Genomic DNA, 18,974 nt, shown 5'->3' with positions numbered 1-18,974 from the left:
CGCGGCGACCTCCCCCCTCAAGGGGGAGGTGAGGTGCACGCCGCACCGGCTCATCACACTATTTCACGGCGCATCACCTAGTATCGCGTCTCGGGGGATTAAATATCATGACGATCAATCTGAAGGACAGGATCGCGCTTGTTACCGGCGCATCGCGCGGCATCGGCTATTTCACGGCGCTGGCGCTCGCCAAGGCCGGCGCGCATGTGATCGCCTGCGCCCGCACCGTAGGCGGGCTGGAGGAACTCGACGACGCGATCAAGGCTGAAGGCGGTTCCGCCACTCTCGTCCCATTCGATCTCACCGACATGACCGCGATCGACCGGCTGGGCGCCTCCATCTTCGAGCGCTGGGGCAAGCTCGACATCCTGGTCGCCAATGCCGGCATTCTCGGCGTCATCTCCCCGATCGGCCATGTGGAAGCCAAGGTTTTCGAGAAGGTGATGCTCACCAACGTCATCGCCACGTGGCGGCTGATCCGCTCGGTCGAGCCGCTGCTCCTGAAATCCGACGCCGGACGCGCGCTCATCCTTTCCTCGGGCGCCGCGCACAAGTGCCGGCCGTTCTGGGGGCCTTACTCCGCCTCCAAGGCCGCCGTCGAGGCGCTTGCCCGCACCTGGGCGGCCGAACAGCAACGCACAGCGCTGCGGGTGAACAGCATCGACCCTGGCGCGACGCGCACGGCCATGCGCGCTCAGGCGATACCCGGCGAAGACCCGACCACGCTGCCGCACCCTTCCGAGGTGGCGGCCGCCATCCTGCCGCTCGCCTCTCCCGAGCTCACCGAAACCGGCAAGCTCTTCATCGCGCGAGAGAAAAAGTTCGTCGATTATCGGATGCCGGAGTAATTTTTCGCCGGGGAACGGCCTGCGGCGGAACGGATCGCGCAACTGCATCTTGACCAAACCCCTGGCCCGCGCCATAACCTCGCTCATGAAAACGGCGATTTCCATTTGTGGGATCATTATTCGCTAGCGCATTCGCTGGCCCGGCCGTTTTCGTCTCTCGAAAAGCCTTGAAGACAAACGCCCCGGCCAGAGCCGGACGCTTTCGTGTTCGTGGACGCGAAAGCATTCAGCTCCTAGTTGATGATGAGAGCGGGATGTCGTCCGAAAACCGCATACACTTTTCGGCATCCCGCTCAACGGCGGCTTGCTTTGGGAGATTTCTCGATGAGCGCAGCGCTCAAGCTCTACAATACGCTGACCCGCAAGGAGGCCGAGTTCCGGCCGATCGACCCGCAGAACGTGCGCATGTATGTCTGCGGCCCGACGGTCTACGACTATGCCCATATCGGCAACGCCCGACCGGCCATCGTCTTCGACGTGCTCTACCGGCTGCTCCGCCATGTCTATGGCGAGGCCCACGTCACCTATGCCCGCAACATCACCGACGTCGACGACAAGATCAACGCGCGGGCGCTGCGCGACCATCCCGGCCTGCCGCTCAACGAAGCAATCCGCCTCGTCACGGAAAAGACCGAGACGCAGTACCACGAGGACGTGAGGGCGCTCGGCTGCCTTGAGCCGAATATCGAGCCGCGCGCGACCGACAACATCCCGCAGATGATCGAGATCATCGAGAAACTGATCGCCCGCGGCCATGCCTATGTGGCCGGCGGCGAGGTGCTGTTCGACACGAAATCCATGACCGATTACGGCCAGCTCTCCAAGCGCCCGCTGGACGAACAACAGGCCGGCGCCCGCGTCGCGGTCGACGTACACAAGAAAAACCCCGGCGATTTCGTGCTGTGGAAGCTTTCGAGCCACAACGAACCCGGCTGGGAAAGCCCCTGGGGCCGCGGGCGACCCGGCTGGCACATAGAATGCTCGGCCATGAGCGGGCGCTATCTGGGCGAGGTCTTCGATATCCACGGCGGCGGGCTGGACCTCATCTTCCCGCATCATGAGAACGAGAACGCCCAATCACGCTGCGCCCACGGCACCGATGTGATGGCGAATGTGTGGATGCACAACGGCTTCGTGCAGGTCGAAGGCCGCAAGATGTCGAAGTCGGAAGGCAATTTCGTCACCATCTATGACCTGCTGCACACCGAGAAATTCGCCGGGCGCCAATGGCCGGGCGAAGTGCTGAGGCTCGCCATGCTGATGACGCATTACCGCGAGCCGATCGACTTCTCGGTGAAACGGCTGGAGGAAGCCGAGCGCCTGCTCTCCAAATGGCCTACCGCCGAGGCCGGCGATGCCGCGCCATGCGATACGGTTCTCGCTGCGCTTTCGGACGACCTCAACACGGTCGCCGCCGTGCAGGCGTTGCATGCGCTGGCCCAGGAAGCGCAAAGTGACCGAACACTTCTGCCCGTCTTCGCTGCGAGCGCCGACCTGCTCGGCGTGCTGCCGAAGCCGACGGAAATCGACGAGGCGGTCGCCGTCGAGATCGATGCCCGGGTGAAGGCGCGGCTCGAACTCCTGAAGGCGAAGAATTTCGCGGAAGCCGACAAGATCCGCGATACGCTCAGCGCCGAGGGCATCCAGCTCAAGGACGGCAAGGACCCGGCGAGCGGCGAGCGCGTCACGACCTGGGAGGTGAAGCGGTAGGATGGATCGAGTTGCGACACGCGTAATTACCCCCCTCTGCCCTGCCGGGCATCTCCCCCTCAAGGGGGGAGATTGGCAAGACGCACTCGCCTTCCAAAAAATCGATCCCTCTCTGCCTAATGACGGCAAACCAGAACGCGGCTTGAAGGCGGGACGTCGCCCCTATTCGATCTCCCCCCTTGAGGGGGAGATGCCCGGCAGGGCAGAGGGGGGTGCTGACCAGCGCTACCAGCATAATGAGGCTCGGCCATGACGCTCATCCATACCGGCGGATGCCAATGCGGAGCGGTCCGCTACCGTGCCGAAGGCGAGATCGGATTTCCGCATCTCTGCCATTGCCGCATGTGCCAGAAGGCTGCCGGCAGCTACTTCATGCCGCTCGGCGGCGTTAAGTACGAGAGCTTTTCCATCACGCGCGGCGAACCTGCCTGGTTCCAATCCTCGGAAACGGTGCTGCGCGGCTTTTGCGCGCAATGCGGAACGCCGCTCTTCTATGCCGGCGGCAGCGATCATATCAGCATCATGCTCGGCTCGCTCGACGATCCGGAAAGCGTGAAACCGAAGTTGCAGACCAATCTTTCGCATAAAATGTCCTGGTTCGGCGAGCTCGACGGCCTCAAGCACGCGGCGGAGATGGACATGACGCCGGAAGAGGAAAAAAGGGTTGCGGCAAGCAGCCGCCAGCATCCCGACCACGACACGGATACCTGGCCACCGGAGGATCGACCATGACCGCAACGGTCCGAACCGGCGGCTGCCAGTGCGGCGCGATCCGCTTCCGGCTTGCCGGCGAGCCGAAGAGCTCCTCGATCTGCCATTGCCGCATGTGCCAGAAGGCTTTCGGCGCCTATTACGCACCGCTGGTCGATGTCGGCGAGGCGGAGCTTTCCTGGACTCGCGGCAAGCTCAAACATTTCCGGTCCTCGAACCATGTTCTGCGCGGCTTCTGCGGAGACTGCGGCACGCCGATGACCTACGAGGCCGCGGACGGCATCGCGATCTCGGCCGGCAGTTTCGACGATCCGGCCGCGCTTCCGCCGGTCGTGCAGTTCGGGGTGGAGGGCAAGCTCGGCTTCGTCGACCACCTGCACGAACTGCCGGAACGGCACACCATGGAGGATATCGCCGCGGCTCCGTTCCTGGCAGATATCATTTCCTACCAGCATCCCGACCACGATACCGAAACCTGGCCACCGGAGAGATTGCGATGACCGAAAAGATCAGAACAGGCGGCTGCCAGTGCGGCGGCGTGCGCTTCCGCATCCATGGCGAACTCGGGCGCGCTTCCATCTGCCATTGCCGCATGTGCCAGAAGGCTTTCGGCGGCTTCTTCGGGCCACTCGTCAGTGCGCCCAAGGATGGGGTGGAGTGGACCCGCGGTGAACCGAAATATTTCCAGTCCTCGGTCAATATCGATCGCGGCTTTTGCGAAAACTGCGGCACACCGCTGACTTATCGATATCCGGGTGGACTCGAGCTTTCCATCGGCTCGTTCGATGACCGCGACGACCTCGCGCCGAAGATCCAGGTGAATTACGACTCTCATATCCCGTGGGTCACGACGATCTTCGAGCAGCCGATCCGCGACGCTATCGAGGACGCCAAGCAGGAGCAGATCATTTCTTTCCAGCATCCCGACCACGATACCGAAAACTGGCCTGAGAAAGGGCTGCATCTATGACAGAGTTGCTTCGCACCCTCTATCCGGAAATCGAGCCTTACGAGACGGGCCATCTCGATGTCGGCGACGGTCACTCGATCTACTGGGAAAGAGTGGGCACGCCCGGCGCCAAGCCTGCGGTCTTCCTGCATGGCGGACCGGCCGGCGGCATCAATCCCAACCAGCGGCGGCTCTTCGATCCCGAGCTCTACGACGTCATCCTCTTCGACCAGCGCGGCTGCGGCAAGTCCACTCCCTATGCCAGCACCGAGGCCAACACGACCTGGCATCTGGTCGCCGATATCGAGCGGCTGCGCGAGATGACCGGCGTCGAGAAATGGCTGGTCTTCGGCGGTTCCTGGGGCTCGACACTGGCGCTCGCCTATGCCGAAAAGCATCCCGAACGGGTAAGCGAACTCGTCGTGCGCGGCATCTATACGCTCACCAAGGCGGAGCTCGACTGGTACTATCAGTTCGGCGTGTCGGAAATGTTTCCGGACAAGTGGGAGGCCTTCGTGGCGCCCATTCCGGAAAACGAGCGGCACGAGATGATGCTCGCCTATCATCGCCGCCTCAATGGCCCTGACGAGGCGGAAGCGCTGCGCTGCGCCAAGGCCTGGAGCACCTGGGAAGGTTCGACCATCACGCTTCTGCCGGACCCTCAGCTCACCGCCGGCTTCGGAGAAGACCGTTACGCGATCGCCTTCGCGCGCATCGAAAACCACTTCTTCGTCAATGCCGGCTGGCTGGAGGAAGGGCAGTTGCTGCGCGACGCGGTGAAACTCAAGGGCATTCCCGGCACCATCGTGCACGGCCGCTACGACATGCCCTGCCCGCTGAAATACGCCTGGCAGCTTTCGAAGGCGTGGCCGGATGCGGATTTCCACATCATCGAGGGCTCGGGCCACGCGGTCTCGGAGCCTGGCATCACCGACCGGCTGATCCGCGCGACGGACAGGTTTGCGGGGAAGAGTCACTAAGGCAGGACATTTAAGAACTCCCCCTCTGGCCTGCCGGCCATCTCCCCCACAAGGGGGGAGAAAATCTGCGGCACCGGCTTCGCCAGATTGAACCCTCTTCCGTGGCTGGTGGCCATCGCCAGCGTTCCCGATGGAAGAAGAATGCAGCGGCTTGGTCTCTCCCCCCTTGTGGGGGAGATGGCCGGCAGGCCAGAGGGGGTCTATAACTCAGCAAGACACCTGCTCCGGCAGGAGGAGCGTCCATGACACGCGAACGCATCTATCTCTTCGACACGACGCTGCGCGACGGGCAGCAGACCCCCGGCGTGGATTTCTCGGTCGAGGACAAGATCGCCATCTCCAACCTGCTCGATGACTTCGGCATAGACTATGTCGAGGGCGGCTATCCAGGTGCCAACCCGACGGACACCGCCTTCTTCTCCGAGAAGCGCACGGAGAAATCGAAATTCGTCGCCTTCGGCATGACGAAGCGCGCAGGCATTTCCGCCTCCAACGATCCGGGCTTGAGCGTCCTTCTACAGGCAAAGAGCGACGCCATCTGCTTCGTCGCCAAGAGCTGGGACTATCATGTGCGCGTCGCGCTCGGCTGCACCAACGAGGAGAACCTCGAAGCGATCCGCGACAGCGTGATCGCCGCCCGCAGCACGGGCAAGGAGGCAATGGTCGATTGCGAACATTTCTTCGACGGCTACAAGGCCAATCCGGCCTACGCACTCGCCTGCGCCAAGACTGCCCATGACGCCGGAGCGCGGTGGGTCGTGCTCTGCGACACCAATGGCGGCACACAGCCGAACGAGGTGCGCGAGATCGTCGCCGCGGTGATCGCCTCGGGTATTCCGGGCAGCTCGCTCGGCATCCATGCCCATGACGACACCGGCCAGGCGGTCGCCAATTCGCTGGCGGCCATCGAGGCGGGCTGTCGGCAGATCCAGGGCACGCTGAACGGCATTGGCGAACGCTGCGGCAATGCCAATCTCGTGACGCTGATCGCCACGCTTGCCCTGAAAGAGGTCTATTCCAGCCGCTTCGAGACTGCCATCGACCCTGACCGGCTCACCGGCCTGACGGTGCTGAGCCATGCCTTCGACGAATTGCTCAACCGCTCGCCGAACCACCAGAGCCCTTACGTCGGAGCCTCCGCCTTCGCCACCAAGGCCGGCATCCATGCCTCGGCGCTTCTGAAGGACCCGCGCACCTACGAGCATGTGACGCCGGAAAGCGTGGGCAATTTCCGCAAGGTCATGGTTTCCGACCAGGGCGGCAAGTCGAACTTCATCAATGCGCTGAAGCGGCGCGGCATCGAGGTTGCCAAGGACGATCCGAAGCTGGATCAGCTCATCTCAATCGTCAAGGAACGCGAGGCATCCGGCTATGCCTACGAGGGGGCGGACGCGAGCTTCGAACTGCTTGCGCGCCGCACGCTCGGCACTATCCCGGAATTCTTCTCCGTCGAAGGTTTTCGCGTGATGGTCGAACGGCGTTTCGACTCCCACGGCCGTATCAAGATCGTCTCGGAAGCGGTGGTGACGATCGCAATCGACGGCCAGACGCTGATGTCGGTCGCGGAAGGCGACGGCCCGGTCAACGCGCTCGACCTCGCGCTGCGCAAGGATTTCGGCAAGTATCAGCACGAGATCGATGACCTCGTGCTGGCGGATTTCAAGGTGCGTATCCTGAACGGCGGCACTGAGGCGATCACCCGCGTGCTGATCGAATCCACCGATTCGAGCGGGGTGCGCTGGTGGACGGTGGGCGTTTCGGAAAACATCATCGACGCCTCGTTCCAGGCGCTGATGGATTCCGTCATCTACAAGCTGATGAAGAACCGCGAACTTGCGGGGAAGATCGCTGCGGAGTGAGGTCAGGGCTCCTCGAACGAAAGGCCCCAATCCTCCTCACTATACCACTCACCCTCCGGGCGCGGTTTCCGCCAGCGAAAGCTGCGGACCTGATAGGCTCGGCGGCTGCGGAAAGCATCCGCCAGCCCCTCGTGACGGCCGGGCGGCGGCGAACCCAATCCTTCCGCCCAGACGAAGCTGACCGATTGCAGGAAGCGCGCGCCGAACGAACGAGCCATGCGGTCGATCAGCAAAAAGGCTCCCGCGCGTGTAAAACCGGTCGGCTTGCCATTCTCGAAGCCGGGAATGCCGAGCGGGAACAGGAGCCTGCCACTGATCGCCAGATTGTCGATCCAGGCTGCCGGCGGATGGTCGAGGGCAAAGTTGACATAGATGACATCGGCATCCGACTTCGGCCACTCCCTCGCATCGCCCGCGACAACCTCCACGTTGGAATAGCCTTTCAGGCTTGCCCGCGCGCGGTCGGCAAGCGCCGGGTCGAACTCCACCGCAAGCACCTTGCCGGACGAACCGACGAGTTCCGCGAGGATCGCCGTGTAATAGCCGGTACCGGCGCCGAGATGGACGACGGTCTCACTCTCGCGGATTTTAAGCGCGTGAAGTGCCGAGGCATGCAGCGAGGGCATTCCGTTGTTGACGCCTCTTTCGGTATCGAGACCGATCAGGAGGTCCTGATAAAGAACCACCGGGTCGGTCGACGCCATCTCGCGGTATTTCCGGAAATCGTTGAATATCCAGGGCGGCGGACCGATGAATGCCTCCCGCGGCACCCTCGAAAAGGCATTCATGAGCCTTGCATTTCCCGAAACGCCGGCCTTGGCCAGAATCTGCCTGGCGTAAATTCGCCGGTGGATCGGCTGCTCTTCGAAATCCATTCCTTCCTCCCCTTCACGCGCATGGATGAACGCTACGCAATCAATGCTTCACTGAAATGAATTGGTTCGCCGTGCCCTATTCCTTTAAAGCAGGACCATAACCAGAACATATCCCGGAAACATCCCATGGCTACCGATACCATGCCCGACGCGGCAAAGAACGAGGATTCCGCGCGTGGCTTCGCCTTCGCGCTCTCGGCCTATTTCCTCTGGGGCTTCCTGCCGATCTACATGAAGGCGGTGGGGCATATACCGGCCATGGAAGTGCTGGCGCATCGGGTGATCTGGTCGGTGCCGGTCGCCGGCCTGGTGCTGCTCGTGCTCGGCCGCACCGCCGATATCAAGGCGGCGATCCGCTCTCCCCGCACCCTGATGATGGCAGGACTTACCGCAGCGCTCATCACCGTGAACTGGCTCACCTATATCTGGGCGATCAGCGCCGGGCACGCGCTCGATACGGCGCTCGGCTACTTCATCAATCCCCTCTTCAGCATCTTTCTTGCGGCCGTGCTCTTGAAGGAGAAGCTCTCGCCGATGCAGCTCGCGGCGATCGCGCTGGTGGTCGTCGCCGTCGCGATCCTGACCTTCGAGGCCGGGGGCCTCCCCTGGGTGGCGCTGGTGCTGATGGTAACCTGGGGTTTCTACGCCTTCTTCCGCAAGACGCTGCCGGTCGGCCCCAACCAAGGCTTTTTCCTGGAAGTGATCATCCTCTGCCTGCCCTGCCTCTTCTACATCCTCTATCTCGAAGGCAGCGGCGAGGGCCATCTCGTCGGGACGAGCGTTTCCGACAGCCTGCTTCTGATCGCCAGCGGCGTGGTGACCGCGATTCCGCTGATCATGTATGCCAACGGCGCCAAGCTGCTCAGGCTCTCCACCATCGGCCTCATGCAGTACATAGCGCCGACGATGATCTTCCTGATCGCCGTCTTCGTGTTCCACGAGGAGCTCAGCACGACGAAGCTCATCGCCTTCGCGCTGATCTGGACGGCGCTGCTCGTCTATTCCTGGCCGATGATCCGCAACGCACGCGGGAGCTGAACACGCCCGCTACACCCCTTATCGTCTGGTCCCTACAGTCTGGAGATCACCGCCTCCTCGCCCGCGGCGGGGCGCTCGCCATTGCTGAACTCGAGGATGGCGGGAACGATATCCTCCACCTCGGCGATCACCATCGGCTGGACCAGGTGCTCGCGGTGGATGAAGCCCTGCTCGCGCATGTGCTGGATGAGGTCCAGCATCGGGTCCCAGAATCCGCCGATATTGGCGAAGACCATCGGCTTCTCGTGGCGGCCGAGCTGCGCCCAGGTCATGATCTCGACGATCTCCTCCAGGGTGCCTATGCCTCCCGGCAGGGTGACGAAGGCATCGGCCTTCTGAAACATCGTATGCTTGCGGGCGTGCATGTCTTCCGTCACAATCAGCTCGTCGAGCTGCCCCAGAGAGTGTCGGGTGGCCTCCATATCGACAAGAAACTCGGGAATGATGCCGGTGACCTGACCGCCGTTCGACAGAACGCCGGAAGCGACCGCGCCCATGATACCCTTTGTGCCGCCGCCATAAACGAGGCGCAGGCCGTGGGTGGCAATGGATTTTCCCAGAGCGCGTCCGGCGGCAATATAAGCCGGATCGCGTCCCGGCTGAGAGCCGCAGTAAACGCAGATGGATCGAATCGGCACAATTTTCTCCGTGAAGTACAAGAAGATCAGGCGAGATTACGCCCAAACGACAAAAGTGACCGGAAAGTCCGGCAAGAGCAAGGGTTTATAGTGTGAAAAGCTTGTGAACGCAGGCCGAAAAGACTATCCGGATAATGGCGACTTACGCCGCCTGGAGAGACATTGATGATGAATAACCGTGCCGGCTGGCTCGCTCTGTCTGTACTTGCCGCAGCAACTTTGCTGATGGTGTTCTTCGTTCTGCCGCGGATTTCCAATGAAGCGAAACCTGTCGGCGAGGCGATCAATGCGGCCGGCACGGCCATCAAGGAAGCGGTGACCGAGGGCGGCGCGGCAGAGAGGGAACTCGTCGAGCCGCCGGCAGTCGCCGAAAAGGCGGTAAAGCCCGCAGAGCCCGCGCCCGGCCAAACCGCAGCGAACCAGCCCGCCACGCAATCCGCACAGCAACAGCAGCCCGCCTCCCCGGTTATGCCGTCCTTCGACGTGCTGCGCGTTGAGCCGAACGGCTCCACGGTGATCGCCGGCAGCGCAGAGCCGGGCTCCAAGCTCGAAATCTCGGACGGCAAGACCGTGATCGCCAAGGTCGAGGTCGGCCCCAGCGGCGATTTCGCCGCAGTGCTCGACACCCCCTTGAAGCCGGGCGAACACGAGTTGGTGCTGAAGGCAACCGGCCCGGACGGCCGCAGCGTCACCTCCGAGGAAACCGCTACCGTTTCCATTCCCCAGGATCGCGCCGGAAAACTGCTCGCCCTGGTGACGAAGCCCGGCAAGGCTAGCCGTCTCATCGCCGTCCCCGGTACCGAGACTCCAGCCGGCCAACCCGCGACCGGGGCAATCACCGCTCCGACCGCGGAAACGGCGGCCGCAAGCCCCGCCCCCGCGACAGGCTCCACACCGGCGTTGCCGGAAGCATCTTCCGGCCTCGTCGCCTCCGCGCCGCCCATTCCGGCCGCACCGGGTGCCGCGGCAGGCGCCGTCGCTCCCGAACTGGCGCAGGCACTCAAGGTCACGGCCGTCGAAATCGAGGGAAGCAAGATCTTCGTTGCCGGCCTCGCCAAGCCGAACGCCTCCCTGCGCGGAGAAGCCGACGGCAAGCCGATCGGCAAGGCCACCGCCGATGGAAACGGCCACTTCGTGATCGAGGGAACCGCCGACCTCACGATCGGCGACCATACCATCAGCGTCGAAACGGTGGGGCCGAACGGCCAGGTGCAGCTGCGCGTCGAAGTTCCCTTCAACCGGCCTTCCGGAGAACAGATCGCCGCCGTTGCCGGACCGCGGTCCTCGCAGGAGCTGTCGCCCATCGACGGCGGCGCCTTCGACAAGCTGCGCAACGATGTGGCACGCGCCTTCGACATTCTGCGCGGCCTTTATGCGGATGGGCGTGAGCCTTCCATGGAAGAACTCGCCGCTGCCCGTTCCGCTACCGGCATCGCCCTGAAATCGCTTTCCGAGTATCGCGTGCCGGTCGACGCGATCCCTTCGGTGAAGGCGATCGCCGAAAAGACCGCCGTCGAAGCGAGCAAGGCGCTTGCCGCGCTCGATACGCTGCCGAAGGAGATCAACGCGGTGGGCACGGGCTTAGCGGGCATCAGCGACATGATCGCCCAGGCCATCGGTCCGGTGATCGCCAAGGGGCTCGAGGAGAGCGAAACCGCCGCAGCCGAGCCGGCTGCCGCAACGCCGGCTCCGCAGACTGCGCCGGCAGCCGCCGAGAGCGCAGCCGGCACCCCGACGATCGCCCAGGCGCCGCTCACGCCGAGCGAGCAGAATTCGGTGATCATCCGACGCGGCGACACGCTGTGGCAGATTTCCCGCCGCATCTATGGCCAGGGCGTCCGCTATACGACGATCTATCTGGCCAACCAGGACAAGATCGCCAATCCGGACATCATCCAGCCGGGGCAGACTTTCGAAGTTCCGAACGAAGCGCTGCCCGATGCGGAGGAAGTGCATCGCACGCGCCTGCGGCAGAAGAGCTGAGACCGGCGATAAAGATTTACGGAAGGGCAGCGGATTCGCTGCCCTTTTTTCATGAGGCCCCACCGTGAGCTCTTGACCGGCCGGAGGCGGTGAGCTGGCCTCGAACTTTCACAATCACGTCATTGCAAGCTTCGCTTCTCCGTCCTATGTGCCGGGAAACGTTTTTTGCCCGCCGGCGCGGAGAGATTCATGGCAGACCGGAAAAAGACCGTATCGGCGGATTCCAGCAATCCGCTGGGAACCCTCGTCAACCTATGGCCCTATATGTGGCCGGCAGACCGGCCCGATCTCAAGGCGCGGGTGATCTGGGCGACCTTCTACCTCTTCCTTGCCAAGTTCGTGCTGCTCGCGGTGCCCTATTTCTTCAAGTGGGCGACCGATGCGCTGAACGGCCGGCTCGACATGGCGGGCATACTGCCGGCCTTCCTGCTCGGCGCGACCGTGCTCGTCATCGCCTACAATCTCACCCGCATCCTCCAGGTCGGCCTCAATCAGCTTCGCGACGCGCTTTTCGCTTCTGTCGGCCAATATGCGGTGCGCCAGCTCGCCTACAGAACGTTCGTGCACATCCACCGGCTTTCGCTGCGCTTCCATCTGGAGCGCAAGACCGGCGGCCTTTCGCGCGTCATCGAGCGCGGCACCAAGGGCATCGAGACCATCGTCCGCTTCACCATCCTCAACTCGGTGCCGACACTGCTCGAATTCCTGCTCACCGCCGTGATCTTCTGGGCGAGCTACGGCTTCACCTACGTCCTCGTCACGGCCGTCACCGTCTGGGCCTATGTCTGGTTCACGGTGCGGGCCAGCGACTGGCGCATCTCGATCCGCCGGGCGATGAACGACAGCGACACCGAGGCCAACACGAAGGCGATCGACTCCCTTCTCAACTACGAGACCGTCAAGTATTTCGGGAACGAGGAGATGGAGGCGAAGCGCTTCGATGCCTCCATGGCGCGCTACGAGAAATCAGCGACCGAGGTCTGGACTTCGCTCGGCTGGCTCAACTTCGGCCAGGGGCTGATCTTCGGTCTCGGCACGGCGGTGATGATGGTGATGTCGGCGCTTGCCGTACAGCGCGGCGAGCAGACCATCGGCGATTTCGTCTTCGTCAACGCGCTGCTGCTGCAGCTTTCCGTGCCGCTCAACTTCATCGGCTTCGTCTATCGTGAAATCCGCCAGGGGTTAACCGATATCGAGCAGATGTTCGACCTCCTGGAAGTCGAGGCGGAGGTGGAGGACCGGCCCGACGCCGAGGCGCTCGACATTCGCCAGGGCGCGATCGCCTTCAAGGACGTGCATTTCGCGTACGATCCGGACCGGCCCATCCTCAAGGGCATTTCGTTCGAGGTGCCAGCCGGCAAGACCGTGGCGATCGTCGGCCCATCGGGGGCCGGCAAATCGACGATCTCGCGCCTGCTCTACCGTTTCTACGACGTGCAGAAGGGCGCGGTCACCATCGATGGCCAGGACGTGCGCGAGGTCACCCAGAAGTCGCTCCGGGCAGGCATCGGAATGGTGCCGCAGGATACGGTGCTCTTCAACGACACCATAGCCTACAACATCCGCTACGGACGCCCTTCCGCCAGCGACGAGGACGTTGAGACCGCGGCCGAGGTGGCGCAGATAGGCAACTTCATCCGGCGCCTCCCGCAGGGTTTCAAGACCACGGTCGGCGAACGCGGGCTGAAGCTCTCGGGCGGGGAAAAGCAGCGCGTGGCGATTGCCCGCACCATCCTCAAGGCGCCACCGATCCTGATCCTCGACGAGGCGACATCGGCGCTCGACACCACGACCGAACACGAGATCCAGTCCGCGCTCGATACCGTTTCGAAGAACCGCACGACGCTGGTCATCGCACATCGGCTGTCGACGGTCATCCATGCCGACGAGATCATCGTGCTGCGCGACGGGCAGATCGCCGAGCGGGGGAACCATGCCTCGCTGCTTGCCGCCAACGGGCTCTACGCCTCCATGTGGAACCGCCAGCGCGAGGCGATCCAGGCCGAAGAACATCTGCGCCAGGTGCGCGAGAGCGACGATCTCGGCATCATCGCGCGCGGCCAGCCGGCGGCGGAATGATCTTTCTCAAGTTTAAGGTGGAAGCATGAGTATCAAGAGAACAACGAAATATTCCTGGAAAAGAGCGCTCCTGGCCGGCGGCCTCGTGGCCGCCTATCTGGTCGTATGGACACTCTACGGCTCGCCGCTGCTCGCGCTGACCACTTGGCTCGGCTGGGTGGAGCCGCAGCCGTAGGGCTCACTAGGGCATTGCGGGGCGGCGCTTTGCCGCGACTGGCATCAAGCTCCACCTGTGGTCGAGCGCGGGAACCGCATTGCCGCCCAGGCGGTTTCCTTGTAGTCAGTTGGCACTGACAAAGCAGGAGACGCCGGTTGATCAACCTCTTCGACACCATTCGCAACACGCTCGTTCCCGTCCACAAGGAAGGCTATATCTTCGTCGCGGCCTTCTTCCTGGCTTCGCTGATCCTCGGCTGGATTGCCGAGCCGCTGTTCTGGATCGGCCTGGTGCTGACGCTCTGGTGCGCCTATTTCTTCCGTGATCCGGAACGGGCGGTGCCGCAGGACGATGACCTCGTGCTCAGCCCCGCCGATGGCCGCATCTCCCATGTCGCGGCGGTCGTGCCGCCGGCGGAGCTCGGTCTCGGCTCCGAGCCCATGCTGCGCATCTCCGTGTTCATGAACGTGTTCGACTGCCACATCAACCGCTCTCCGGTACGCGGACAGGTGACGCAGATCGAATACCGGGCCGGCCAGTTCATCAATGCCGAACTCGACAAGGCGAGCGACGACAACGAGCGCAACGGCCTGGTGATCGAGACCCGTCACGGCAAGATCGGCGTCGTGCAGATCGCCGGCCTCGTCGCGCGGCGCATCGTCTGCTGGGTGAAGCCCGGCGAGCCGGTCGACGCCGGCGAGCGCTTCGGCCTGATCCGCTTCGGCTCGCGGCTCGACGTCTTCGTGCCGGAAGGCGCCCAGCCGCGCGTTACGGTCGGGCAGAAGGCCATCGGCGGCGAAACCGTGCTTGCCGAGTTCGGTTCGGCCAAGGGCCCCATCGTCAGCCGCCGCAGCTAAGGGAGGCGCAGCATGGAAACGCCCGTTTCTCCTCCCGAACCCAGCCGTTCCGGCGATGAGGGCCGCGGCCCGAGGCTGAGGGAAATCCCGCTTCGGCTGGTCGTGCCCAACCTCATCACGGTGCTTGCCATCTGCGCGGGCCTCACCGGCATACGGCTCGCCTTCGAGGGACGGTTCGAGCTTGCGGTGGGCATGGTCCTGCTGGCCGCCTTCCTCGACGGTATAGACGGCCGCGTGGCGCGGCTCCTGAAGGCCACGTCGAATTTCGGCGTGCAGATGGATTCGCTTGCCGACATCATCAATTTCGGCGTGGCGCCGGTGCTGGTCTCCTATGCTTTCCTGCTTGACGGAGCCCGTTCGCTCGGCTGGATCGCCGCGCTGATCTATGCGATCGCCGCCGGCCTGCGGCTTGCCCGGTTCAACGTCATGGCGGAGCGCGAACAGAAGGCCGCCTGGCAGGCGGAATTCTTCGTCGGCGTTCCGGCACCCATGGGCGCCATGCTGGTGCTCCTGCCGGTCTATCTCGGCTTTCTCGGCGTCGAGCCCTCGCCGGTCTTCGTCTATGGCAGCACGGCCTATACGGTACTGATCGGCTATCTTCTGGTGAGCCGCCTCCCGGTCTGGTCCGGCAAGGCCGAAACCAGCAAGATCCGCCGCGACCTGATGCTGCCGATCCTGCTCGTCATGGTGCTCTATGTGGCGCTTCTCATGAGCTACACCTGGGAAGTTCTGGTGGTCACGGTCGTCGCCTACCTCATCATGCTGCCGTTCAGCGCGCGCGCCTGGAAGAAGCGCTACGGCACACTGACGATCGAGGACGAGAGCGCCAACGTCTAAGGCGTCCTGAAACGCTCCTAACGGGAAAATTGCAACTTTCCCGCAACAGTTCCCCACCAGATGAAACTCTCGGCAGGCGGCCCCATGCGGGCCGCCTTGTCTGTCACGATTCCGCCCTGTTTTATGCGAAGAGGCGCGATTGCGATCAACGCAACAACAGATTCGCGTGTGTGAGGAGAACCATGAGCACAGACAAGCCAGCAGCAGCCAACGAACCGGCCAAGCCCGAGCAGAGCACACCCTACCGTCCGCTCGGCCTCAAGGCCGTGGTGGCGGCCGCGCTGATGCTGAACCGCAAGCCGAAGCTCAACCCGGCTCGCTGACCGGCGATTACCCGCGCAGGAAACTTGCCAACAGGCTGAGCGCGAGCAATGTCATCACCAGGCCGATGATGACATCCAGGATCCGCCATGCAGCGGGCTTTGCAAAGAGCGGCGCGAGAAATCGCGCCCCATATCCCAGGCCGAAGAACCAGACGAACGAAGAGATCGCCGCCCCTATCCCGTAGGCGAGCCGCTCGACGCCCTCGAAAGCGGCCGAAAGGCTGCCGAGCAGCACTACCGTGTCCAGATAGACGTGCGGATTGAGGAAGGTGAAGGCGAGACATGTCAGCACCGCCGCTTTCAGCCCCATGCTTTCCGGCGCGCCCGAAATCATGGCGGCCGGCTTGAGCGCGCGGCGAAACGCCATGACGGCGTAGCTTGCGAGGAACACGGCCCCGCCGAGCGTCACCACCGCAATCAGCATCGGCGACCGCGATACCAGGGTGCCGAGACCGGCGACGCCTGCGGCAATCAAGAGCGCATCGGAAAGCGCGCAGATCAGGCACAGAACGAACACATGGCTGCGGATGAGCCCCTGGCGCAGGATGAAGGCATTCTGGGCGCCGATGGCGATGATGAGGGACGCACCGAGAGCGAAGCCGGAAAGACCGGCGGAGAGCAGTGGCATTGGGAATTATCCGTTATGGGAAGCCGGGAGGATCAGAAGAGCGACATCTGACTGTCGTCCGATTTCGGCTTCTTGGGAGGCTCCTCCTCCGGAAGCGCCGCCGCTATCGGCTTCTGCAGCTCGGGTCCCATGTTCGAAACCTTGTTGACGAGGTCGGAGACGGGCAAGGCCTCGAAGAAATCCTCTTCAGCCGGCCGCATCAGATCGGCGACATCGCGCGGCTCCTGGATCTTGCATTCGAGCCAGCGGGAAAAATCCTCCGGCTGGATGACGATCGGCATCCGCTCGTGGATATGCCGTATGGAGGCGTTCGCAGCCGTCGTCATGATCGCCGCCGTATCCACTTCCGAGCCGTCGGCGGAAGACCAGGTCTCCATCAGGCCGGCGAACGCGATCACGCCGCCGCGTCTCGGACGCACCCAATAGGCCTGGGGCTTTAGGCCGCTCTCCTTCGGCGGCCTTCGCCATTCATAGAAGCCGGAGGCCGGAACCAGGATGCGCCGGTGGCGCATGGCCGCCCGAAAGGATGCCTTGCCGACGGCCGTTTCGGCGCGGGCGTTGATGAGCAGTGGAAAATCCTTCGGGTCCTTTACCCAGCCGGGAAGAAAGCCCCAGCGCGCCAACAATGCCCGCCGTTCCGGCAGATTGCTGCCCGGTTCCTGCTTGTCACTGGCGATCACCACGAGGATTGGCTGGGTCGGCGCGATGTTGTAGCGGGCCGGAAAATCCTCCGAACCCAGCAGGCCGAAGAATTCGGAAAATTCCTTGGGAGTGGCTGTCAGGGCAAAGCGTCCGCACATGCGGCTTTCATCGCACTCGCGCCCGACAGGGTCAAGCGCTACGCGGCCCGAACAGAATGACTGTGGCGCCGAACAGGCAGAGCGCTGCCCCGGCGACATCCCAGCGGTCGGGCAAGCGCCCCTCCACGCTCCACAGCCAGAGAAGCGAAGCCAGGATATAGATGCCGCCATAGGCCGCGTAGGCCCTGCCGGCCGCCTCGGCGGGCACCAGCGCCAGCGCCCAGGCGAAGAGCGCCAGCGAGAGCATTCCCGGCAACAGCCACCAGATGGGCTTTTCCAGCCGGAGCCACGCCCAGAAGGCGAAGCAGCCAGCGATTTCGGCAAGGGCGGCAAAGGCATAAAGGGCGTAGGTCTTCACACTACCTCCGACTCGCGATTCAGGTTTTGCTTTTCGCGGGTGTCTTTGCGTCGTAACCTAGACGGGCAAACCGTGACAATACCCGGAATATAATGTCCCCCTCACCACAAGCAGCTTCATCCGCCATTCTGGAACGCGACGGCAGGTTTCTGCTGATCCGACGCATGAACCCGCCTTCGGCCGATCTCTACGCCTTTCCCGGCGGCAGGGCGGAGCCTGGGGAAACGCCGGAACAGACCGCACTCAGGGAATTCTTCGAGGAAACCGGGATCGAGGCGCGCAATCCGGTACTTTTTGCGACCTACGACCTCAACGGCGACAAGGACGACGACCGCCACTTCTTCCTTTCCGTCTTCCGGGTGGAGGCGGATGTGGGCACGGAAGCCATCGCCGCCGATGACGCGGCCGATTCGGGATGGTATTCGATCGAGGAGATCCGGACGCTGCCGGTGCCGCCGAGCGTGCTCGAATGCGCCGAGATGCTGGCGGCGATCCGCGATGCAGGATAAAAGTCACCGCCCTCGTTTCGCGGCCAGAGACGCTTCATGATTCGATTGCCGAAATTTCCGACCAGCCTGCTTCTGCTCCTCGCGCTTTCGGCGTCTCCCCTTTCGGCGCAACCGGCCCGCAACGGCGAATCGCCTCCCTCGGTGGGAGAAAAGCCCGCTCCCTATGACGACCAGCTATCGCGGCTCGCTGAAATCCTGGGCTCGGTGCATTATCTGCGTACGCTGTGCGGCGCGCCGGCTTCCGACTGGCGTCAATTCATGCGGCAATTGCTGGACTCCGACACCGCAAGCGAGCCAAAACGCCGCGAAAAGCTGACCGCGGCCTTCAATCGCGGCTATCGCACTTTCGCCGCTATTCACACTTCCTGTACTCCGGCTGCGCGCACGGCTGAGGAAAGATACCGTAACGAAGGCGCAACACTGGCCGCAGAAATCGCCGCACGCTTCGGAAATTAGCGGATTATTTACCTCTTTTTTCGGCAGACCGTGTCGTTTTGATAAAAGGCTGGTAGAGTTGTTAACGGGGCAGTAAGTAACTGACGGGCCACCGAAGGATAGACGAATGCAGACAAGCCGCAACGACATCGATGACATGATTGTGCACGAGAAGATGCAGGCTGCCTTGGAATATCAGACGGAGGCCTGGGCCGGCGGCATGGCCGACGGCATCGAGCCGGAAATCATTGCCGACGCCGCGATTGCATTCGCCATGCGTGAAACCATTCGCCTCCACGGTGAAATGGGAGCGGAAGCCATGCTCGAGGCACTCAAGACCCGGATGTTGGCAGGCGAATTTTCTCCTGAGCGCACGATTCAGTAAACGGCCGAGGTTTCC

The 18,974-nt window shown here is 63.1% G+C and carries 22 protein-coding genes; 17 read left to right on the top strand and 5 right to left on the bottom strand.

What is annotated here, in order from left to right; genetic code table 11:
• Nucleotides 1-107: 107 nt before the first annotated feature.
• From ACE04I_RS14500 to cimA, 7 genes are all read left to right on the top strand, one after another.
• Entirely contained in the window at nt 108-848 is a 741-nt protein-coding gene (locus ACE04I_RS14500) for an SDR family NAD(P)-dependent oxidoreductase (RefSeq protein ID WP_487207233.1), read from the top strand.
• Nucleotides 849-1,172: 324 nt separating this feature from the next.
• Nucleotides 1,173-2,558 (top strand): cysteine--tRNA ligase, encoded by a 1,386-nt coding sequence (cysS, locus tag ACE04I_RS14495; RefSeq protein WP_137326601.1) that lies wholly within the window; start codon nt 1,173-1,175, stop codon nt 2,556-2,558.
• 249 nt (nt 2,559-2,807) lie between these two features.
• Entirely contained in the window at nt 2,808-3,290 is a 483-nt protein-coding gene (locus ACE04I_RS14490) for a GFA family protein (protein ID WP_046792902.1), read from the top strand.
• On the top strand, nt 3,287-3,769 hold the full coding sequence (locus ACE04I_RS14485; RefSeq protein WP_046792903.1) for a GFA family protein: 483 nt from the start codon (nt 3,287-3,289) through the stop codon (nt 3,767-3,769). Before ACE04I_RS14490 ends, ACE04I_RS14485 begins: the two co-directional genes overlap by 4 nt.
• Nucleotides 3,766-4,239 carry a GFA family protein gene (locus tag ACE04I_RS14480; protein WP_046792904.1) on the top strand — a complete coding sequence of 158 codons (474 nt, stop codon included), beginning with the start codon at nt 3,766-3,768 and terminating at the stop codon, nt 4,237-4,239. Before ACE04I_RS14485 ends, ACE04I_RS14480 begins: the two co-directional genes overlap by 4 nt.
• Nucleotides 4,236-5,198 carry a prolyl aminopeptidase gene (gene pip / locus ACE04I_RS14475; RefSeq protein WP_046792905.1) on the top strand — a complete coding sequence of 321 codons (963 nt, stop codon included), beginning with the start codon at nt 4,236-4,238 and terminating at the stop codon, nt 5,196-5,198. Before ACE04I_RS14480 ends, pip begins: the two co-directional genes overlap by 4 nt.
• Before the next feature lie 242 nt (nt 5,199-5,440).
• Nucleotides 5,441-7,057: a citramalate synthase gene (cimA, locus tag ACE04I_RS14470; RefSeq protein WP_046792906.1), complete on the top strand. Its 1,617-nt coding sequence runs from the start codon at nt 5,441-5,443 to the stop codon at nt 7,055-7,057.
• Nucleotides 7,058-7,059: 2 nt separating this feature from the next.
• Here the strand turns inward: cimA and ACE04I_RS14465 are convergent, their stop codons facing one another.
• Nucleotides 7,060-7,932, bottom strand: coding sequence for a protein-L-isoaspartate O-methyltransferase family protein (locus ACE04I_RS14465; RefSeq protein WP_046792907.1), 873 nt, complete (start codon nt 7,930-7,932; stop codon nt 7,060-7,062).
• A gap of 126 nt (nt 7,933-8,058) precedes the next feature.
• Between ACE04I_RS14465 and rarD the strand changes: the two genes are divergently transcribed.
• Nucleotides 8,059-8,970 carry an EamA family transporter RarD gene (gene rarD, locus ACE04I_RS14460; protein WP_487207232.1) on the top strand — a complete coding sequence of 304 codons (912 nt, stop codon included), beginning with the start codon at nt 8,059-8,061 and terminating at the stop codon, nt 8,968-8,970.
• Between the two features lie 32 nt (nt 8,971-9,002).
• Here rarD and ACE04I_RS14455 read toward each other — a convergent pair whose 3' ends face one another.
• On the bottom strand, nt 9,003-9,635 hold the full coding sequence (locus tag ACE04I_RS14455; protein ID WP_137326600.1) for an LOG family protein: 633 nt from the start codon (nt 9,633-9,635) through the stop codon (nt 9,003-9,005).
• A gap of 138 nt (nt 9,636-9,773) precedes the next feature.
• Between ACE04I_RS14455 and ACE04I_RS14450 the strand changes: the two genes are divergently transcribed.
• From ACE04I_RS14450 to ACE04I_RS14425, 6 genes are all read left to right on the top strand, one after another.
• A complete protein-coding gene (locus ACE04I_RS14450; protein WP_046792910.1) occupies nt 9,774-11,591 on the top strand; it encodes a LysM peptidoglycan-binding domain-containing protein in 1,818 nt (605 codons plus the stop codon).
• A 189-nt stretch (nt 11,592-11,780) separates the two neighbouring features.
• Nucleotides 11,781-13,670 carry an ABCB family ABC transporter ATP-binding protein/permease gene (locus ACE04I_RS14445; protein ID WP_046792911.1) on the top strand — a complete coding sequence of 630 codons (1,890 nt, stop codon included), beginning with the start codon at nt 11,781-11,783 and terminating at the stop codon, nt 13,668-13,670.
• Nucleotides 13,671-13,695: 25 nt separating this feature from the next.
• Entirely contained in the window at nt 13,696-13,845 is a 150-nt protein-coding gene (locus tag ACE04I_RS14440) for a hypothetical protein (RefSeq protein ID WP_156176928.1), read from the top strand.
• A gap of 140 nt (nt 13,846-13,985) precedes the next feature.
• Nucleotides 13,986-14,684 carry a phosphatidylserine decarboxylase gene (locus ACE04I_RS14435; protein ID WP_046793049.1) on the top strand — a complete coding sequence of 233 codons (699 nt, stop codon included), beginning with the start codon at nt 13,986-13,988 and terminating at the stop codon, nt 14,682-14,684.
• Nucleotides 14,685-14,696: 12 nt separating this feature from the next.
• Nucleotides 14,697-15,521: a CDP-alcohol phosphatidyltransferase family protein gene (locus tag ACE04I_RS14430; protein ID WP_046792912.1), complete on the top strand. Its 825-nt coding sequence runs from the start codon at nt 14,697-14,699 to the stop codon at nt 15,519-15,521.
• Between the two features lie 182 nt (nt 15,522-15,703).
• Nucleotides 15,704-15,844, top strand: a complete 141-nt coding sequence (locus ACE04I_RS14425; protein ID WP_170986289.1) for a hypothetical protein — start codon at nt 15,704-15,706, stop codon at nt 15,842-15,844.
• 7 nt (nt 15,845-15,851) lie between these two features.
• Here the strand turns inward: ACE04I_RS14425 and ACE04I_RS14420 are convergent, their stop codons facing one another.
• The 3 genes from ACE04I_RS14420 to ACE04I_RS14410 are packed head-to-tail and all read right to left on the bottom strand — an operon-like array spanning nt 15,852 to nt 17,630.
• Nucleotides 15,852-16,466 carry a LysE/ArgO family amino acid transporter gene (locus tag ACE04I_RS14420; RefSeq protein ID WP_170986291.1) on the bottom strand — a complete coding sequence of 205 codons (615 nt, stop codon included), beginning with the start codon at nt 16,464-16,466 and terminating at the stop codon, nt 15,852-15,854.
• A 38-nt stretch (nt 16,467-16,504) separates the two neighbouring features.
• Nucleotides 16,505-17,272, bottom strand: a complete 768-nt coding sequence (locus ACE04I_RS14415; RefSeq protein ID WP_046792914.1) for an SOS response-associated peptidase — start codon at nt 17,270-17,272, stop codon at nt 16,505-16,507.
• 31 nt (nt 17,273-17,303) lie between these two features.
• A complete protein-coding gene (locus tag ACE04I_RS14410) occupies nt 17,304-17,630 on the bottom strand; it encodes a YnfA family protein (protein ID WP_046792915.1) in 327 nt (108 codons plus the stop codon).
• A gap of 92 nt (nt 17,631-17,722) precedes the next feature.
• Between ACE04I_RS14410 and ACE04I_RS14405 the strand changes: the two genes are divergently transcribed.
• The 3 genes from ACE04I_RS14405 (at nt 17,723) to ACE04I_RS14395 (ending at nt 18,959) form a co-directional block, all read left to right on the top strand.
• Nucleotides 17,723-18,139 (top strand): NUDIX hydrolase, encoded by a 417-nt coding sequence (locus ACE04I_RS14405; protein ID WP_046792916.1) that lies wholly within the window; start codon nt 17,723-17,725, stop codon nt 18,137-18,139.
• Nucleotides 18,140-18,175: 36 nt separating this feature from the next.
• Nucleotides 18,176-18,595, top strand: coding sequence for a TIGR02301 family protein (locus ACE04I_RS14400; RefSeq protein WP_046792917.1), 420 nt, complete (start codon nt 18,176-18,178; stop codon nt 18,593-18,595).
• Between the two features lie 106 nt (nt 18,596-18,701).
• Nucleotides 18,702-18,959 (top strand): hypothetical protein, encoded by a 258-nt coding sequence (locus ACE04I_RS14395; RefSeq protein ID WP_046792918.1) that lies wholly within the window; start codon nt 18,702-18,704, stop codon nt 18,957-18,959.
• The last annotated feature ends 15 nt before the right edge of the window (nt 18,960-18,974 follow it).

Source organism: Rhizobium moroccans (assembly GCF_057559155.1).
This window is presented reverse-complemented; position numbering and strand designations above follow the sequence as displayed.

What these genes read in the sequence shown, in the direction of transcription:
- ACE04I_RS14395 (WP_046792918.1), top strand. Translation starts at nt 18,702, where the DNA reads ATGCAGACAAGCCGCAACGACATCGATGACATGATTGTGCACGAGAAG.
- ACE04I_RS14500 (WP_487207233.1), top strand. Translation starts at nt 108, where the DNA reads ATGACGATCAATCTGAAGGACAGGATCGCGCTTGTTACCGGCGCATCG.
- rarD (WP_487207232.1), top strand. Translation starts at nt 8,059, where the DNA reads ATGGCTACCGATACCATGCCCGACGCGGCAAAGAACGAGGATTCCGCG.
- pip (WP_046792905.1), top strand. Translation starts at nt 4,236, where the DNA reads ATGACAGAGTTGCTTCGCACCCTCTATCCGGAAATCGAGCCTTACGAG.
- cimA (WP_046792906.1), top strand. Translation starts at nt 5,441, where the DNA reads ATGACACGCGAACGCATCTATCTCTTCGACACGACGCTGCGCGACGGG.
- ACE04I_RS14440 (WP_156176928.1), top strand. Translation starts at nt 13,696, where the DNA reads ATGAGTATCAAGAGAACAACGAAATATTCCTGGAAAAGAGCGCTCCTG.
- ACE04I_RS14415 (WP_046792914.1), bottom strand. Translation starts at nt 17,272, where the DNA reads ATGTGCGGACGCTTTGCCCTGACAGCCACTCCCAAGGAATTTTCCGAA.
- ACE04I_RS14400 (WP_046792917.1), top strand. Translation starts at nt 18,176, where the DNA reads ATGATTCGATTGCCGAAATTTCCGACCAGCCTGCTTCTGCTCCTCGCG.
- ACE04I_RS14425 (WP_170986289.1), top strand. Translation starts at nt 15,704, where the DNA reads ATGAGCACAGACAAGCCAGCAGCAGCCAACGAACCGGCCAAGCCCGAG.
- ACE04I_RS14485 (WP_046792903.1), top strand. Translation starts at nt 3,287, where the DNA reads ATGACCGCAACGGTCCGAACCGGCGGCTGCCAGTGCGGCGCGATCCGC.
- ACE04I_RS14450 (WP_046792910.1), top strand. Translation starts at nt 9,774, where the DNA reads ATGATGAATAACCGTGCCGGCTGGCTCGCTCTGTCTGTACTTGCCGCA.
- cysS (WP_137326601.1), top strand. Translation starts at nt 1,173, where the DNA reads ATGAGCGCAGCGCTCAAGCTCTACAATACGCTGACCCGCAAGGAGGCC.
- ACE04I_RS14465 (WP_046792907.1), bottom strand. Translation starts at nt 7,932, where the DNA reads ATGGATTTCGAAGAGCAGCCGATCCACCGGCGAATTTACGCCAGGCAG.
- ACE04I_RS14405 (WP_046792916.1), top strand. Translation starts at nt 17,723, where the DNA reads ATGTCCCCCTCACCACAAGCAGCTTCATCCGCCATTCTGGAACGCGAC.
- ACE04I_RS14480 (WP_046792904.1), top strand. Translation starts at nt 3,766, where the DNA reads ATGACCGAAAAGATCAGAACAGGCGGCTGCCAGTGCGGCGGCGTGCGC.
- ACE04I_RS14430 (WP_046792912.1), top strand. Translation starts at nt 14,697, where the DNA reads ATGGAAACGCCCGTTTCTCCTCCCGAACCCAGCCGTTCCGGCGATGAG.
- ACE04I_RS14490 (WP_046792902.1), top strand. Translation starts at nt 2,808, where the DNA reads ATGACGCTCATCCATACCGGCGGATGCCAATGCGGAGCGGTCCGCTAC.
- ACE04I_RS14445 (WP_046792911.1), top strand. Translation starts at nt 11,781, where the DNA reads ATGGCAGACCGGAAAAAGACCGTATCGGCGGATTCCAGCAATCCGCTG.